Genomic DNA, 17,935 nt, shown 5'->3' with positions numbered 1-17,935 from the left:
GACTAAATACTCCGAAGCGCCTGCTTGGCTTTAGCGGACCAGTCGGTATCCGACTCGGCCACCTTTCCCCAAAGAACCCGGGCATCATCGGGCTGTTTGTTGCGCTCGTAAGCCTGGGCAAGGTAGAACTCTACAAAGCCGAGAAATTCTTTACCGAACCGATTGCCCACCTGTTCCCTAACCAGCTCCAGGTCTTCAACAGCGTAGCGCGCTCTTTTTAGAAAGGCCGGCATATTGGCACAGCTGATTCCCCGCTGAAGGCGGGCGCCCAGATTGAATGGAGATTGTTTAACAGCCCGATCCATCATGCGATTGCCTCGTCTGGAGAACAGCGATAGTTTTGCCAATCGATCAAGGTAGAAGCTGGATTTAAAGGAAGTTGTCGATCCCAATGCAGCATTGAGTTCCGGGTCATCCGGGAGACTCTTCAACAGTGACTGCATTAGAGCCTCTAACTTCTCAACATCCTGCAACTCTGCATCTTCCATCGACGTAAGGCGCGCAAGCTGAGCCAAGTAGGCCTGCTTTCTCTGCTCACTGGTCGTTTCTCCATTAACAGCAGCAAACAGCGCTTGCCTTTCACTATTGGTGAATGGAATCGGAGTTGGAAAGACGAAGTCTTCAGCCAAAGCCGGTGCAGAAATTAAGAATGCAACTGAAATAGCCAAAGCCGCTCTAGTTAGCGGGCCCCTAGCCAGCAACATTTTCATGATTGCTGTCATGCAATAGCCTCCTGAACAATACCTTGAGGCGAAGCTGTATCCTCTACCAAATGACCATCTCGCACCGTGATAACACGAGATGCCAAGCTGGTTACATAATCATCATGGGTGGCTACGATAAAAGTGACACCCTGCTCCCGGTTGAGCTGCTTCATAAGGCTCATAATGCTCTCCGACGTGCGCGAATCCAGATTGGCTGTAGGTTCGTCCGCAAGCACCAGATCTGGCTTACTGACAATTGCCCTGGCAATCGCCACTCGCTGCATCTGCCCTCCCGAAAGCTGGGTAGGACGCTGATTAACCAACTTGGCAAGCCCCACTGCTTCCAGTGCGTCTAACGCTAGTTGCCTGGCATTGTTAGCCCCCCGCAGTGTCAGCGGGTACATCACATTCTCAAGTGCTGTAAGCACGGGAATCAGGTTAAAAGACTGGAAAACAATCCCAATATGACGACCTCGGAACAGGGAGCGCTGATGCTCTCCCAAACTCCCAAGATTAACGCCATCAATATGAACTGATCCGGAATCACACTGATCCAATGCGGATAGAAGGTTCAATAATGTGCTCTTACCACTACCGCTGGGTCCTTTTACAGCCAGAAACTCACCTCGATCGATAGCAAGATCTATATCCCGCAAGGCGTCAACCCAGAGATCGCCCAATCGATAGCGCTTTGAAACACGCTTTAGCTCAACCAACATTAACTTTTACCCAGGGTGACTGCCATTTGCCCCAGTTGCTCACAAGAGGTTTGCATCGTGGCAGGACAAGGAGCCATTGCTATTGCTTTTTGGTAGTAATCCATGGCCACTGCCAAATCCTCAGTGCCCTCTCCAGCTTTCACCCAGTAGGCATTAGCCAAAGACAAATACACCACCTGCTGCATAGCAGCCGGCAATAGATCGGGCTCTGAATCCATCAGATTCTTAAACCAGGCTTCATCTTCGAACACCCGCTCAAAGTGGCCGCTTACTTCTCCTACATAAGAAAAAGTAATCAGCCGTATCAGGCGCACATTAAAGTCTGAGTCGGCACTGAGACCTGCCTGATCCACCTCATCCATCGCATGCCGCAGACGGTAAAGCTTGTAAAGACCCATCGCAGGATCAAACATTGCACCTGCGCGCTTGCCCTCATTGGAGTAATACGCTGCACGTATCAGCATGTCGTCTGGACGCTGTTGATACGCGGCTTCCAGCAAGTGTGCAGCCTTTTCAAGCTCGTTATGGTGACTAAATAACTGCCCAAGCTCCAACATCAAGTCGGGGTCTGTACTATTTTCACCAATCTCCTGCTGGAGAAACTCCACCTGCTCCATCTCGCCTTCTGAATAGGCAATCTTGCCAAACTCGATGGGAGCAGCACCTGAAAACCAGGCGACAACATTTCCAATAAAAAAACTACTGATAAGAATGGTAAGTACTTTTTTAAACATTGACTGCTCCCGAAGTACGCTAGACTTCTTCCGAGTTTTCAAGTAGTTGACCATCCATTTCCCTTAGGGTGGTGTGTTCGTCGAAAACAAGATTTTCAGGGCTCATCACCCCCGGGTATAACTGCTCGCAAATTAGAATCACCTCGACAATATTCAGGGAATCCACCCCGAGTTCTGCAATGGGTGTATCTGCATCGACAGCATCAACATTCAGCATAAGAGCTATTTGCTCACAAAGCTCTTGTACCTTGTTCTCTACAACTGCTGTAGACATAATTACTCTCCAGTAACATTTCCTATTTTTAAGTTATTAAATCGCAGCAAGTAGTCCAATGTTAAAGTAAAAACACAAACATGCTGCTCTCGTTCTGAGTATTTTTGCTGCTGTTTTATGGCAGCAGAACTGATCATGGGCGGTATATAGAACCAGACTTTTGCAAGCCAATGGTGTCCATAAAAAAACACCCGCTGAAAAGATTCGTAAATATTACAGATAGGTTTATCACTTATTGACAGTGCCGGGGGAGTTACACCCTCATCTCCCGGACCTTCAACAATCTCCACCATCTTGCTGGTATTCATTGCCAGTATATTGAGTAAAAACTGGGCAAAAGGCAGATAGAAAGTTTGGAAAGTATAATCTTCCCTATCGAGACTTGATTCTGAGTCCTTCCAGGCTCGATCCAACTCTTCCTGCACCATGACGGTGTAACTTTGTAGATCGATCCCTTCTACGACTCTATTTTTATGAGCCTTATTAAAGATCTTTGCCCGCTTCTCCTGATAGCCAACGGTTAAAGGCAGGCTTTGTCTACCCACTTTTAATTTGGTGCCGCTTGACTCCGCCAAACGATTGGCAATATGAGCATAAAAAGTGGTATCAACAGGCGAGAAAAGCTTAGAGGTTACTTCAGGTAAACTGTTGTAGAGTTTATCGGTAGCTTCTTCAGGAGTTACCAGAGCGGCATCAAATGACCCAGATTGATGATGTTCAGCTGAGAGCCAAATCAGTTCTCTGGCTGATATAACAACATCATCTTCTGGAAAGAGCATTTTAACATTCTGCAAAAGGCTCTTTCTTTCTATGGAGAAACCAAAATACTCAATTTCAATTAAGTAGTGGCAATCTACCGTATCGGCACCAACAGCAGGAAACAGTGATAAATCCTGACCAACAAATAGACGATCGTCCTTCAGGTAATAATAAAGGGGAAATCGAAATGCATTGCCAACTTGCAAGTGAAAAGTGTTTTTATCACTTCTCTTTATAGTTCCTAAAGATGTCCAATTTTCGCCATGCCCTGCCCCCCAATCGGCATCATTTAAAAATGAACTCAGTGAAACCTCTCCACCGACGGGCAACATTTTTTCTCTCATCAGGGGAGTTTTGCCTTTGCTAGGTCTCATGCAACAGCCCCCTCAGGTTGCCGCACCAAAGTTGTCAACCAGCTGGAAATAGGCTTCGCCGAAGCAGAAATAGCTGACATATGAGTAGCTCTGGGCAGCTCGGTGAGTCCAGCCCTAATATTGGGAGAGAGATACCAGCTCAATACGGTGTGGAGCACATGGGTATCAAGCACTTCGTCCTTCTCTCCAACAAAAAAGTGGCAGGGTACATTTAAACTTGCAAAGAGATCTGCGTATCTCTTTACGTTATAGGCACTGAGTAAGTTAAACGTGCAGTCCAGAACTCGCCCCTGATTCCCCGCTGCTGATCCCACCGGGGGAAAGCTCAGCACTGATAACTTCCTCAATGGGGGGAACAAAAGTGCCAGCCAATATTTCAGCATTTTTATTTTTGGCAGATTCTGATCACCAGCCGATGCCCTAGGCCGCGTATAGTGACGCTTCCTTCCGTAACGAATGTAATACTCAAAGCCAGATGCGGGAATATCGTACTTTCTTGTTTCCTCTGACTGAGTCAGAGGCGGTGCTATCGCAAAAAAACCTGCAATATCTTTACTGCCATATAGGTGCAGATATTTAAGTGCAACCAATGATCCCGCGCTGTGCCCCCCAAGTACAAAGGCTTTAGCCCCTCTTTTTTTGAGGTGTTTTAATAGGTCGGCAAGATCGTCTTGCAGTTGGTCGGAATAATCGAGATCCCCCGGAACACCTTCGCTCTTGCCATGGCCTCGCCAGTCCGGCAGACACACACTAATACCGTTACGATGTACCATCCGTCCAAACATCAGATACCACTGGCTACTGAACGTGCTCCCGTGCATGCAGACAAGCACCAAGTCAGATTCATCGCACGGCAACCACCGAAAGGAAAGGTTTTTTCCATCCCGCGCCTGAAAGAACTCCTGAATCACACGACCTCCGAATCCGCATGGGCAGAGTCTAATTCAGTTGTGCGCATAGCTTCACGCTGGTCAATAACCGAATCCATTATGCTATCCGGCTGACTGCGTGCAAAAGCAAGAAATACAGAAACCATACTGGGAATCGCAATATACTCCTGAGTCTGCACCCAGATAGATTTTGCTTTCTTGTTAACCTCAGCAAGTTCTTTATTGGAGTAGCTACCCGCAAGATCCATAACTTCAATCGTATCTGTGTGGAAGGACTCTTCCGATACAATAACACTCACTGGATCTGCCATATCCTCATTGACTAGATCTGTAAGCTTGATAGATAACTTCTCAAGCAACCAGTTGAGGTCAGCCCCATTCATATTTGGCTTTTGTAAAAGATCAGGCAGGGTAATAGCCTGCTGAACAACCATCCGGTTTGCCAGTTTAGGGAGGTCGAGTCGCGCCTGGACAACACTCAGGAAAACTTCAACCCAAAGTTTGACCCGCAGATCGATTCGCCAACCGTCCCGGCCCTGGGTTCCCATTAAATATACAAAGTACTTATAGTGATCGGCACCGGACTCAAAGAAACCTTCACTATTTCTGCGAAAATATCGATTCTGAGCTTTAAGTTCTTTTGCCGTTTCAACTAACAGGCGTTGCAGGATTAACTCAAGGGCCATATATCCACGGCGCAGGTAACTCTTGCGTAGCCAGTACTCCTGATCCAGATAATTGCCTGACATATAATCCCAGGCACTCTCCAGGAAATAAGCAGCGGTATTGTAGGCAAGCAAAGGAGAACACAGTTCAGCAGAGTCAATAACCGGGTATACATTTGCTACATGGGCATAGAGGCCCTGGTAAAATTCTGTGACCACTTGATTCGCGATCGGCAATTCTTTTGCAAGCCGCTGCTGAGCTTCATCACGATTATTGTCTGAGATATCGGCAACAATGTACTTACAAATATGGTCATTAAACAGGGCTATCATATCGCCCCCACCACTAAACAGAGGATCAAGGAACATCGAGGAAAATCCGGAGGTAGCCCAGCGGTCCTCAAAGATAAACTCATCCGCTCTATAGGCAAGCTGCCCCCAAGCCTCGAAATCAATAAGCTCGGCGCCTTCCAGAAGCTCCGAAATAGCTCTATAAGCCAACAGAAAATCTAGGAAATCTTGCTTCTTTGTGGGCGGCTTGTCGAATTTACTATTCTCGCCAACGATACCTACACTGGTATAGCCACCACTTAAGGGTATAAACCAAACCCAGTAACCATCTCCAGAAAAATGATTCGTTGAAAGAAAGCGTCCAAAGGCCTTCTTCCTCCAATTCATATCTCCCATGGAGTCGATATCCTGTATATTTTTAAACCTACCCCAGGCAGAGAAGTGTTTAGGGACATTCTCAACACGGGTAAGCTTCTTATGCTTCTTAACAACCCGATTTCGACCACTGCAATCTACTAACCAGCGGGCGTTAACCACTCCGCTAGCGCCATCTTCCATAAGCTCTATAGAATGGAGTTCATCACCTGGTTGTATGTTGAGATTTTTTGCTTTTACGCCCTGAATAACCTCTATGCCATTCGCCCTATTCATATCGACAAGGTCGGATTCCAATCTGGCCCGGTCAATTTGAAAAGCTGGATGAGGCGGAATACTGGTGGTTCCGTGCTCACTCATCTCTGTTAATGACAGTGTATGCTCAGGATTATCGTAGAAAAAACGCAGACCATTTTTAGGCAAGTGATTCCTATAGAGATAATTCACCAAACCCAACTGCTTCATAAAGTAATGGCCGGTCATCTCCACTGTCGCTTCACCAACTTTGGCCTTAAACTCAGTATTTGCCTCAACAACCAATATGGTTAAAGCACCATCATTGAGCTTAAGTTGACGGGCCAGGGTTAAGCCAGCCCATCCACCACCGATAATCACTACATCGTAATTGGATTCCAGCTGATCAAGCTTGTTCATGAGACAGCCTCCACATTTGATAATAATGAATTCCAGGAGGAAGCGTCCATTTCACAAAAAGAGTCCTGATCCTGAAGGATATCCAGCACCAGCTTGGTACGGGGTAACTCATTGCGAATAAAGAATTTAGCACTGACAATTTTCGAGCGATAGAATTCCTCATCAGTATCATTCAGGTCCTGACTCAACTTATCTGATGACGCACATGCAGCCTCCAATAGAAGCCAGGCTAAGGTTATATCACCAAGCATATGTAGAATACGTGTGCTATAGGCAGGGATTTTGAACATTTCTTTTGTCTTCACCCATACCTGCACAGCTTTCAGTGCTGCCTCGAAATGTCCAAACGAGGTCTTTAAGCGCTCAAATTCAACCTCAAACTGAGGGTAGTCCGTGGCCCGATCGAGGAAATTGTCAATTTCTGCCTGGTAGAATTGGAATAGCTTACTGGAATTACCCAATCCTAACTTATCCCGGATCAAGTCCTGGCTCTGGATATAATTCGTTCCCTCCCAGATTGCCAGCACTTTAATATCCCGGGCATATTGCTCTATACCCAGATCCTTGAGATAACCCTGACCACCACAGGTTTGGATCGCCAATTCACAGATACGCCAAGCCTGGTCACTGATATAGGCTTTAACAACTGGAGTTAGCAGGTTCATTAAACCCTGGTAGTGAGCAATGCGATCCTTTTTGTCTTCCTGCCCCTGGTAGATTTTGACTAAGCTCTCTGACAATGTCAGTTTAGCAATCAGTGCTCTACAGCCCTCTACCTTGGATTTCATTTCCAACAACATACGCTGGACATCGGTATGCTCAACGATATTGACCCGGCTTGCGGTAGAGCTAAAGCTCTCGTGAAATCTCTTGCCCTGTAAGCGCTTTGTCGAATAGGAAAGTGCATTGTAGTAGGCTGAGGAAGCCATACCCAAGGCGTAAACACCTGTGCTGATTCGTGCCTGATTCATCAAGGTAAGAAACTGCAACAAGCCTACATTCTCACGATTCCCCAGTAGGTAAGCTCTACAGGGGCCATTGTCACCAAAGCGAAGGTGAGTGTTTGCACACCCTTTAAAGCCCATTTTCTCAGCTAGAGAAATGCATTCGATATTATTAAACTCGCCGAGACTCCCATTCTCTTCAACCCAGTACTTAGGCACAATAAAGCAGGACAAACCGTAGGTGCCCGAGCCGCTTTTTTCGCCACGACCCATAACGAAATAAATGGTGTTTTCTGTCAGGTCGTGCATACCGGCGCTGATCAGATATTTTTCGCCCGTTAACAAATAAGTGCCATCTTCCTGTTTCGCAGCGCGAGTCTCTACAAGGGATACATCACTTCCCGCCTGGGGTTCGGTGAGGCAGAGACAAGATGTCCACTCTGAGGTGGCTAATTTGTCCCTAAACAGGTCTTTTTGCAGATCGGTTCCATATTTTTCCACCAAGGTGGAGGACGGCAGGCAAAAACCACCATAAGTCATAAAACTTGGATTTGCCCCCATAAACATTTCCAGGAGCATTTGCATTACAAAGGGCGGAATAGTTGTATTTTGTTCGCCCTCAAGTGAGGAAATATTCCCCCAGTCATCCTTAAACCTCTGCCACATCTCAGAGAATGCGCTCGGGAGCTTCACTTTCCCATTCTCTAACTGGCATCCCTCTCGATCTGAATCCTGATATCCCGGCCCGAGAACCTCATAAGAGAATTTTTTAGCCCGAACTAAAATTTCATGGAGAATCTCTGGTGAGCACCCTTTAAACATCTGGTCGTTGAACAGCGTTTTGGCTTCATGGAACTGTTCTTCAATAAGGAATTGAAATTCTCTTATATCAGTTTTATAAATATTATTATCCATGTCTTGCTCCTTGATATTCCAACAGCGTACGCCAACTACCTGCACCTAATACCCAGTCAAATATCTGGTTGTGTCTTCCCCGGTAAATCCTCTTGGGATACCTTAATGCCTCACGAATATGCGAAAGGTAATCCTGGCCTAGAGTGTCACCCAGATGCTGGGCGGAACTAAAATCTATATAGGCGTCTTCCAACACCAATTTCTCAACATTTACCAATCTTGAAAGAAAGCCCTGAAAATTGGGCGAAGGAATGTCTATTTTCAGGCAACCTACCCTGCCGCCACCCCCTAGAGTTAACAGCCATAAATCAGTCACCGTTTCCTCAATGTAATAGCTGATCAATTCAGACAGAGGTTTAATACTCAAATAGTGCCAGCCGTCCTCTTCGATACTGGGTAACCATGAGGCCTTATCGCTGTTCGAAAATCCTTTCAGGAGCCCCTTGGCCCATTTCGAGTGGATATCAAAGGAAACTACTCGAGTATCATCACTAGCGTTGGTTGAGATTACCTGCTTAATACTCTTTACTAAATCTGGTGCGCCAGATAAAGATGGCGCTTGTGAGAGAATATCGCAGCTGGATATTTGACAGAGATGTGTTTCACAATACTCTCGACAGATCCAGGTAGCCGCCACACCTACAAGAACATCTAAGCCATCTTGATCAGGTCCAACTCCAATACCCAATGAATCCAGGCACTCTTGTTGCCGCTCTTTACCCAGTTCGAGATTTAAGATCAAAGCTTCAGCTTCACTACACTTTGAAAAACTCAATACTGCAGCGTGGAAACTGGTGCAGGCGCTACCCACAAATCGAATATTATGCCCAGCATCTTCAAGGTCTGCTATATACTCTACAACCCGACTATCCTGTAGAGTGTTAGCCTCTCCTGCAGAGACCACAAAGATAAGCTCTGGTAACAGATCATATTGATCCAGGTGTCCTCTCAAGGCATCAAGTAATCGATCAACCTGCCCGCCACTGTCTACCCATAGGTTTTTAATAAACATCTTTATGCTGTCCCGTCCATGGTGTTTATTGTTATATCACCGAAACCGCACTCGATAAGTAGTTTAGAAAGCCCCTCAATTAAGAGATCATGGCAATCAATATCCACTGCCAACCTGATTTTTAGCTGGTTTGTTCCCGCTTCAAATGGGTGGCGAACCAAGCTATCTTCAATAGCTATATATCGTTTTCCTTCTCTAACCAATATTGCTTCTTCACCAGCCAGGTCATGAAGCATTAAAACGGTATCTTGCAATAGTGCACTTGGCATACGCCCACCAGCGGGCATCTGCATTTTTATCAAGACTAAGTCACTATCCAGTTCAGCATCTTCAAAGTATCGCAGAATATCCAACAGTAATTGATAGTGCTCCGAATGATTCAGTAGCACCGGGCTGGAATTAACTGGCAGGTTGGATAATGCAAGATAGTCCTGTTCAGTACTCAAGGGCAGCATTTGTGCTAAGCAGGATTTCAATGTGTCCGGATAGGGGTTACGTTCGAGACACGTTGATAGCTCAACAGTCTTCATCACGCGGCCTCCATTAGATAGAAGTGACTTTGTTCATCAACGGTAACTTCTACAGTGCAATAATAGCCATTCAATGCAATGGAACAGGCTAGGAAATTCTCTGACTTGTCGAAGCCCTTTTCAGCGCCTTGGCAAATAATATTCAGCCAGGGATCACTACCAAAACAATGCCCCCACCGATCGTGCAAGTCTGGTAGCTTTTGATTGGCCGACAACAATTTGGAGAAAATCTGGCGAATATTCTCTGGAAAGAATGGCAAAGATAAAGTCAGGTCATCGCGTCCAACAGCCATTTTTCGAATGACAGTGGCAAATTCCGGAGTTGTATTATAAGTGATCGTGCAGGATGCATTAAGGTTTATACTGTCAAGATTCCGCACTTCAAACAATAGTGTACAGAGACCAAAACCACTATCACCCCAATTTTCATTTTCTCGCCAAAACGTTAGATCTAAAACATTGGCGTCAAGAATACTAACCAGTAAGTAGCGCGACTCCGGATTTTGTGTCAGGTAATGTCGAAGGCTATAACCCCAAGATGCACATTCATAGGTATTCACAAAACTGGTAATTGGTACTCTTGCATTATCACCGTAATTGAAGTCCTGCTCACTAATCGCCGATGAACTCAAAGGAAGTTCAATCATTGTAGAGCATAAAAAATGGCGATCTATTTGCGAATCTTTTATCTCTGGAGCAGCATCTAATACACTATCTGTCTGTCTTCGGATAATCCTGGCAATATCACCAAAGGCAGTTGATACATCACTACTGGATGAGACAGTGATACCTTCTATAGGGATAAAAGCTGCAGATCGTAAATACAGGCTCATACCCGCAGCCCCTTAAATTTGCTATATATCTCAAAGAAGCATCGATATGAACTGCCTTCCATTTTTGTGAAAGCCAACAGATCGCGCTGTCGATTCACGGATTTGATCTTTCCTGACAAGACCAGGTTCAGCAAAAGCTCATTGCTGGTAAATTTCGTTGCCAGAACACGGTTTACACTGTGCATAGAGAAAGTGGTTGCAACTACCTGCTCATTACACAAATGAATTAGATACTCTATATGAGCCTGATCTTCGCTGGTTAAATGAGCTTCTTTACAATCATGTAGCCAAAGTACAAAGTGCATTAGTGATTTGACAAAGCGCGGGCGAACCAGTGTTAAAAATCGATTGACGCTACCCAACCCACCTTTGCTCAATAACATATCTTTGGTAATTGATACTTTACCCTTACAATTTCCCAGCTGTAAGGTGCCATTTAAAAAAGGCTCTCCTACAGTACTCTGCCGTAGTTGGTTACAGAGTTCTGGTGGCAACATCACTGTCAGGGGAAAAGGCCTTCCCGGTTGCTTGGTAACTACCATGGCAAAGCCAAGCTTATGTGCTTCAATGCCGTGGATCTTGTCGACATTCAGTAGCATGTCGCTATCAGTTTCAACCAGCTCTGTCTTCCAACCCATAAGACTCGGGCCGCCGGGGTCTGTCATAAGGAAGTGGCCGAAAATCCCCTGCTCCACCCATTTATTGACCTGGGCAAGCTGATCATCTGTAGCAGTCAGGCTCAACATAATCGAGCCAAATAGTCCGATCATATTGTGAAAGTGATTATCCAGTCCTTCGTCCCGGACTGAGTCAATAATTTGATCGATAACAAAGGTCTGCTCAAACTGCTCTAATGGCTGCTGAACCGAAGCTTCCCTAAGTGGTGCAAGCCCTGTCAAAGGATCTTCGATAATCATTGATGCATCGAATAGCCGAGCACAAGAATTTTCTAACAGCGACTTCAACGTGCTGGGCACTGGTGAAATACTGGATAATTGATTGAGAACAAAACCACCTACAACCGATTGCATTTCCATGATCTACTCCACCAGATAAGAGTTCGGAGCCGGCAACTTGAGGAAAGGTGCTACGGTATAACTTGCGTTATAGGCACCACATCCATCAAATATGACTAAGTCCCCTTCTCGAAGGTCAATATTATTGACTTCCCCAATCACATCTTCCTTATTGCAAGAAGTGCCCACTAAAAGGACTTTCTGCCCCTCATCATTCCCTTTTATTGGAGTCCCATTACGTAAAACATGAGGTTGCTGGAATCGTTTAAAGGTACTTTCCGTTTTTGCCAACAGGAAATTTTGGGCCATTCCCCCATCACATACGGCGTACTTGTCACCGTTAATGGACTTTTTATAGCGAACCTCCGTGACGAAATAACCGGCTGAGCCCATAATTGCTCGACCACTCTCGTGAACTACCTTGATATGATCAGGAAATTCAGCAATCAAATTTCTATATTGCTCAAAATCAAACTCCTGCTCCCGCCAATTGGGGTCAAACCCACCACCTAGATTGGCTAATGACAGAGGGTATCCCAGTATTTCCTCAAACTCATAAACAACTTGTAAGGCCACTTTGGCAGTGTCGAAAGCACCTTTATTAAAGGAGTATGAGCCCCTGAACAAATGAAAACCTAAAACCGGAATTTCATGTTTCTTACAAAAATCCAAAGCCTCAAGACAGCCATTCCAGTCGAAACCAAAATGATCTTTTCTTAGGCCCTTTTGATTTCTATCAAAGTGGCTCAAGATTGAGGGATTAAGCCTTAAAACGACAGGGTTTACTGGCCGCCTTGCCTTCAACTCCTCAACCAAAGCTAATTGATTCAGGTTGTCGATAATTAAATGGCACTTACTCGCAATGGCAGCGCGTATAAAGGCCTTATCAGCCGATGGGTTATTGACAAATCGGGGACTATTCCCTTTGGGAAGTAGATTTAGTTCGCCTATAGATGCAATCTCAATACCGTCTTCAAAGATGTGCCCACAACGAAGTATTAAATCAAGACAACTATTGGCTTTTAGAGAGTATATCAATCCCGTGCCCAGAGCTTCCTTCAGCTGCTTGTAGTTATCGTGAGCAGTTTTAACGGAATAGATATAACAAGGTGTAGATAGCTGTTTCTTGTTTTGGCCCAACTGTTGAACCAGCGCATCTGACAGTGCACCCATAACTCCCCCAAGGGTTAAACGTATCGTTTATATTTTTATTAAGTTAGCGATTTATGTTTTAGGCGGGATCCCGCCTAAATATACTCAGATCATTAGGCATGGACTTGTAAATCCTGTTCTAAGCGCTTCCTATCGACCTTGCTATTAGCGGTTAATTGAATTCCATCAACAAACCTGATATCTCTCGGCATGTAGTCAGTATCTATGTTTGCTTTCAGCCAAGTGCGAAACTGCTTCTGATTGTCAGCGGTATTCTCATGAAGCTCCACAACACAAGTAGCCACTTCACTCTCGAGCTTATCTTTGGTGCCGATGACTGCATTGATATGCACCAATGGGCACATATCAATATGATTTTCCAAGTCCTTTGGAAACAGACAAAATCCACCTTGTTTTATTAAGTCTTTTGAACGCCCTTTAAAATAGAAAAATCCATCCTGATCACGGGCAAAAAGGTCTCCCGTCGCCAACCAGTTGTCGTCCCGATATCTGCCCGGAACGATTTCTGCACCACCTTGAGCGGCCGGGTTATAGTAGCCTTGCATCACTGCCACCCCACGAACATAAAGCTCACCTACCTCATCAGCTTTTGCTTCTCTAAATTTACCGACCTCTGAGTGAGGGATAAATATACGTACATCCAGGCCAGGGATCGGCTTGCCAACTGAACCCATCTTTTCTTCCCAAAGCTCTGGCTCCAAGTACAAAGCTCGCTTGCACTCAGTCAAACCATACATAGAGAAAACATTTAGACTTGGGCAATACTCTTTCCAGGCACGAATCATGTATTCAGATAAATGGCCCCCAGTATTGGTGATACTGCGCAGGTTGCTGAGGTCAGGTTTAACCAAACCCACCAGTTTCACCAGCGCAGCCCCCATTGCTGGCACGATCGGAAGAACAGATATATCCCGCTCTGAAATCGTTTTAAGGGCTTGTATGGGGTTAAATGGTTTGTCGTAGAGGATGGTTGTACAGTTGCTATATAGCGCAAATAGTACCTGATAAAGACCGTAGTCAAATGATAAAGGGGATAAGCACAAAATTCTGTCCTGTGCTGTCAGGCCCAAATATTGGGATATTGAGGCCAAGGAGGTCAGAACATTTTGATGGGTAAGCATAATGCCTTTTGGCTTACCAGTACTTCCTGAGGTATAGATCACCAGAGCCAGATCTACGCCTGTGACCACTGGAGTAGAAGACACCTCAAACTCTGAGCATTCCTGCTGATAATCAGGCAAGGCCTCAATTTTTCCAGCACGCCATATCGCCTTGGCATTGCAGTCTGAAGCGATCATTTTAATTGAAGAATGGCTCAGATCCCCTTTTGCAGGTACAACCACCAACCCCATCTTCCACGCCGCCAACATAATGGCGACCGCCTCTATTTCAGACTGAGTACACACTAAAATGCGGTCGCCAGCACTGAAACAAACTTCGTCATTTGTAAGTGAGAGCCACGCATCCTCACAGTTAGCCGCGGTCAAAACCTCGCCATCCAGATTTTCCAGACGACCTTGCCAACATTTTTCCACAACTTTCTCGAACAGGCTGGCAAGAGAAAACATTTTTAGTCCATTTATTATTCTAAGATTTTTGATCTAGTCCGAATAAGCCTAAAAAAAACTATTCAAACCGGCTACATGGGACGATCATTTTATAAATCGGATGACCCAATAATGACAAGCATTTTCTGTAAAGCTTATGACAACCTCTTTATCAATCCATGAAAAGTTTCATCCTGTTAGAAATTATTCGATCTGACTAAACATTACAAACATTCCAAAAGACAAATAAATCAAGAAGTTAATAAACCCTTTTTCTGATCTCGCACCACTACCAAGTAAAAAAATTGGCAATGAAAAACCAATTTATTCAGGATTTAATTCCATCAAATGACCAAAAAAAAGAAAATAATTTTTCTGGTAGTAAAACCCTATAAAGCCCAAAAAATTTGAACCGGATGGTCACAAAATAGGATGGGCAAATATTAAAAATTACTCAAACTTATTTCTGAAGGTGGTTTTTGAGAACCATGAAACCTTGAGAGATTTCTTTTACAAGTGATCGGCTCCCTGCACTGAAAGCCAGATAAATATTTGAATGCAAGTTAATACAATAATTTCGGTTACAGGAGAGTCAGATCAGTAGCGGCGTGAAATTACTGACTTCAAGTAAACCTTTAAATCCAGGTCTGCCAGGCAAAACATGGGCGCCAGCCTAAATGTGACAGACCAATAATTACAATAAAGTTGACCTTTTAAATCACCGGCCTCATCAGATCAAAATTAAGCCAAACTTATCGCTAAAGATACCCAAGTTACGCCCGGGGATAGCCATCTTTATAATCCGCCAGTTAACACAAAAAATTGGCACGAAATAACCCCAATAGAGGAAGCAATACCACACACTTACGTATCACGCACGCCTTGCATATAGAGGTAGCTATTTTGATTCGATTACTTCAGTACGCATTTGGGTCTGTCGGAATTTTTCTTCTGTTAACCAGCTCTCTGCCGCTTTGCGCCGATTTACATCCAGAGACTCTGAAATCAATCAGTACTCCAGATAAGGTGGACAGTAGTATTGGCACTCTCGAATTCCGCGATGGCGCTCCCTACCCCCAGACCGCAGAAAAGCTCTACGACTATTTGGACCATATGCGCGCAGTAGATAGCTTCCTTAAAGGGATTCAGGGAGCATCAGTACATGCACTGATGAAAGGAGGGAAAGAGCTTGGCGCTAAATCTGCCAATGAGGTCTTAATTTTCGACCGCTTAATGAGCTCCGAGTCTCTTTTTCTCACTGGTAACACTTCGACTATCTATACGCTGGCTTTTCTGGATTTGAAACGGGACGGGCCAACCGTGTTTCACTCACCTCCCAACGTTATGGGCGCATTCAATGATGCCTGGTTCCGCTTCGTCGAAGATATAGGCTCCTCTGGCCCGGATAAAGGGCGCGGGGGAAAGTTTCTGTTACTGCCACCAGACTATAAAGGCAATATTCCCTTCGGCTACATTCCCATCTACCCTCGCTCCTTCCGACTGTGGGTGTTTATGCGCTCGCCAAGTAACCAGCCTTTGCCGGAGGCCGTGCAAAACATCAAAGACAACTTGAGAATCTACCCCCTGGCTCAAAAAGGTAACCCGCCAAGGATGGTCTTTATCAGTGCGTCTGGAAAGGCCTTCAACACCATCCACCCCAATGACTATCAATTCTATAAGCACCTCAATGAAGTCGTTCAATACGAGTGGGTTGGGATGCTTAACCCAGAAACGCGCGGCCTCTTTGCCTCAATAGGCATTGAAAAAGGGAAAGCCTTCAGTCCAGATAAAAGAATGACCAAAATCCTTACGGACGCAGTTGCAATTGGTAATGGTATAGCCCGCTCAATTGTTTGGTATCCACGGACAGACAAATCCCTCTCCGATATCAAAATCTACCCAGGCACAGATAGCGCTTGGGTAATGGCGTTTCCCGGCAAGAACATCTTCTTCAATGGCCCCGATGGCAAAACCATTAATAGTGACGCTCGGGTCAGCTACTTCTACCCCTATACCGGTGTCAGCCCAGCAATGACTGCTATTGAACCTGGCAAAGGTTCTGATTATGCCATTGCCTTTGTCGATGAAAATAAAGAACCCTTTGACGGCTCTAGAAAATACAAACTGCACCTGCCCCCCGATGTACCGGTCAATGCCTTTTGGGCAGTAAATATCTACGACAGTCAAACGCGCTCAATGTTAAAAACCAGCCAACCCTTTCCCGCAGTAAGCAGCCAGTCGAAAGGGATAAGACAAAATTCCGATGGTTCATATGACGTTTATTTTGGACCCAAGGCGCCAAAAGGGTTTGAGAAAAACTGGCTGGAGACCTTACCCAACAAAGGTTTCTTCGTAATCCTGAGACTGTATGGACCCTTGGGGCCATGGCTGGAGAAAACCTGGCGTCCTGGAGAGGTGGAGCCTACTGAATATTGAAAGAACTGACCCCTCCAGGCTTTTACGGAGATTCTGGCCGCCCCACAATTGCGCTGCCTGCAAGGCGTATGCGGTGATTCCGGGGGGTCTCCGCAAACCAACGTCGACAAGCTCGCTGAAATGTACTCTGCTCGGAGTACCCCAACAAACCCGTAATCTGCCCCAAGGCCAGATTCGGATCGGATAAGTATCGAGTCGCCAGATCCCGCCGCACGTTATCCAATAGCTCTTCGAACCTAAGCCCTTCCGCAGCCAGGCGGCGCTGTAAAGTTCTGGGGTGGAGCTTCAGCGCGCCTGCCACAGTGCCGAGCTGAGATCTGCCGCTGGGCAATATTTCACTGAGTAATTGTCGAATTTCTACAGTTAGAGGAACGGGCAGCGTCGCACTCTGCTCCTCCAAATGGTAAATGGCCAATCGCTCAACCACTGGATCGGCAGACTTCAGTGGTGTATCCAGAAATTCAGCTGGGAAGTCCATCGCGCAATAGCCCGAGCTAAACAGAACCTCACACCCAAAGTAATTGCAGTAGTCACCCTCTGCCATTTGAGGACCATGAGGCAGCAGTACGTTTTGCGGGCAACACTCAGTCTCTACCAACATCCGTATCATCGTCAGCGTATTTCCCAGCACCTGCTCCCGAATCTGGCGATAGCTACTTAGAGCTGGGTCCTGCCAGTCAAAAACAATACGTAGTACATCTCCCTCACTTAATGGCTCCAGTTGCATACTGAGGGATGAGCTATGAAGAGAAAGAAAGCGCCTAACGGATAGCAAGGCTTGCCGTGGAGTGGCCGCGTTGCATGCGACTACACCTATCCCACCCAAGCGGTCCACCCCTTGTCGCGATGCGAGGCATAGCCCCAAATCGGGGCGATCTAACCGGCATGCTGCAGTTTCCAGCAGGCGCGCGACCTCAACAAATGATACCAAGCGGGAATCCGCCGGGCTGATATCACCTGGCATACCGAACTCAGCCAAGAAGGCTTCCCCCCTGCTCCCAAGCTGCTCCACGAATTCACTGAAACCGGAAAGAATACTGACTCGTACAAGGCTACCCATAACTTGCTCCCCATCTTTGTGGCGCGGAAA

The 17,935-nt window shown here is 45.8% G+C and carries 16 protein-coding genes; 1 reads left to right on the top strand and 15 read right to left on the bottom strand.

Going from position 1 to position 17,935, the window contains the following annotated elements; all coding sequences use genetic code 11:
- Positions 1-2: 2 nt before the first annotated feature.
- The 14 genes from ACJJI5_RS10340 to ACJJI5_RS10275 all read right to left on the bottom strand — a co-directional run bounded on the left by ACJJI5_RS10340 (position 3) and on the right by ACJJI5_RS10275 (position 14,430).
- Entirely contained in the window at positions 3-722 is a 720-nt protein-coding gene (locus ACJJI5_RS10340; RefSeq protein ID WP_445356207.1) for a hypothetical protein, read from the bottom strand.
- Entirely contained in the window at positions 719-1,423 is a 705-nt protein-coding gene (locus ACJJI5_RS10335; RefSeq protein WP_444896901.1) for an ABC transporter ATP-binding protein, read from the bottom strand. Before ACJJI5_RS10335 ends, ACJJI5_RS10340 begins: the two co-directional genes overlap by 4 nt.
- Positions 1,423-2,157, bottom strand: a complete 735-nt coding sequence (locus ACJJI5_RS10330; protein WP_444894156.1) for a tetratricopeptide repeat protein — start codon at positions 2,155-2,157, stop codon at positions 1,423-1,425. The genes ACJJI5_RS10335 and ACJJI5_RS10330 overlap by 1 nt, the downstream gene beginning before the upstream one ends.
- A gap of 19 nt (positions 2,158-2,176) precedes the next feature.
- Entirely contained in the window at positions 2,177-2,431 is a 255-nt protein-coding gene (locus tag ACJJI5_RS10325) for an acyl carrier protein (protein WP_282933202.1), read from the bottom strand.
- 2 nt (positions 2,432-2,433) lie between these two features.
- Positions 2,434-3,564, bottom strand: coding sequence for a hypothetical protein (locus ACJJI5_RS10320; RefSeq protein ID WP_445356206.1), 1,131 nt, complete (start codon positions 3,562-3,564; stop codon positions 2,434-2,436).
- Complete coding sequence (locus ACJJI5_RS10315; protein ID WP_445356205.1) at positions 3,561-4,475, bottom strand: alpha/beta fold hydrolase; 915 nt, start codon at positions 4,473-4,475, stop codon at positions 3,561-3,563. Before ACJJI5_RS10315 ends, ACJJI5_RS10320 begins: the two co-directional genes overlap by 4 nt.
- Positions 4,472-6,439 carry an NAD(P)/FAD-dependent oxidoreductase gene (locus tag ACJJI5_RS10310; protein ID WP_445356204.1) on the bottom strand — a complete coding sequence of 656 codons (1,968 nt, stop codon included), beginning with the start codon at positions 6,437-6,439 and terminating at the stop codon, positions 4,472-4,474. The genes ACJJI5_RS10315 and ACJJI5_RS10310 overlap by 4 nt, the downstream gene beginning before the upstream one ends.
- Positions 6,436-8,298: an acyl-CoA dehydrogenase family protein gene (locus ACJJI5_RS10305; RefSeq protein WP_445356203.1), complete on the bottom strand. Its 1,863-nt coding sequence runs from the start codon at positions 8,296-8,298 to the stop codon at positions 6,436-6,438. The genes ACJJI5_RS10310 and ACJJI5_RS10305 overlap by 4 nt, the downstream gene beginning before the upstream one ends.
- Positions 8,291-9,310, bottom strand: a complete 1,020-nt coding sequence (locus tag ACJJI5_RS10300) for a hypothetical protein (RefSeq protein ID WP_445356202.1) — start codon at positions 9,308-9,310, stop codon at positions 8,291-8,293. The genes ACJJI5_RS10305 and ACJJI5_RS10300 overlap by 8 nt, the downstream gene beginning before the upstream one ends.
- 2 nt (positions 9,311-9,312) lie before the next feature.
- Positions 9,313-9,843 (bottom strand): hypothetical protein, encoded by a 531-nt coding sequence (locus tag ACJJI5_RS10295; protein WP_445356201.1) that lies wholly within the window; start codon positions 9,841-9,843, stop codon positions 9,313-9,315.
- Positions 9,840-10,673 carry a hypothetical protein gene (locus ACJJI5_RS10290; RefSeq protein WP_445356200.1) on the bottom strand — a complete coding sequence of 278 codons (834 nt, stop codon included), beginning with the start codon at positions 10,671-10,673 and terminating at the stop codon, positions 9,840-9,842. The genes ACJJI5_RS10295 and ACJJI5_RS10290 overlap by 4 nt, the downstream gene beginning before the upstream one ends.
- Positions 10,670-11,710 (bottom strand): hypothetical protein, encoded by a 1,041-nt coding sequence (locus ACJJI5_RS10285; protein WP_445356199.1) that lies wholly within the window; start codon positions 11,708-11,710, stop codon positions 10,670-10,672. Before ACJJI5_RS10285 ends, ACJJI5_RS10290 begins: the two co-directional genes overlap by 4 nt.
- A gap of 3 nt (positions 11,711-11,713) precedes the next feature.
- Positions 11,714-12,862 (bottom strand): type III PLP-dependent enzyme domain-containing protein, encoded by a 1,149-nt coding sequence (locus ACJJI5_RS10280; RefSeq protein WP_445356198.1) that lies wholly within the window; start codon positions 12,860-12,862, stop codon positions 11,714-11,716.
- 92 nt (positions 12,863-12,954) lie between these two features.
- Complete coding sequence (locus tag ACJJI5_RS10275; protein WP_445356197.1) at positions 12,955-14,430, bottom strand: class I adenylate-forming enzyme family protein; 1,476 nt, start codon at positions 14,428-14,430, stop codon at positions 12,955-12,957.
- 882 nt (positions 14,431-15,312) lie between these two features.
- On the opposite strand from ACJJI5_RS10275, the gene ACJJI5_RS10270 reads away from it, so the two are divergent.
- On the top strand, positions 15,313-16,845 hold the full coding sequence (locus ACJJI5_RS10270) for a DUF1254 domain-containing protein (RefSeq protein ID WP_445356196.1): 1,533 nt from the start codon (positions 15,313-15,315) through the stop codon (positions 16,843-16,845).
- A gap of 22 nt (positions 16,846-16,867) precedes the next feature.
- Here ACJJI5_RS10270 and ACJJI5_RS10265 read toward each other — a convergent pair whose 3' ends face one another.
- Entirely contained in the window at positions 16,868-17,905 is a 1,038-nt protein-coding gene (locus ACJJI5_RS10265; protein WP_445356195.1) for an AraC family transcriptional regulator, read from the bottom strand.
- Positions 17,906-17,935 lie beyond the last annotated feature (30 nt).

This window comes from Microbulbifer maximicatervae (SeqCode) (assembly GCF_052467955.1).
The sequence above is the reverse complement of the archived record's forward strand: the minus strand, read 5'-3'. Positions and strand labels throughout refer to the sequence as shown.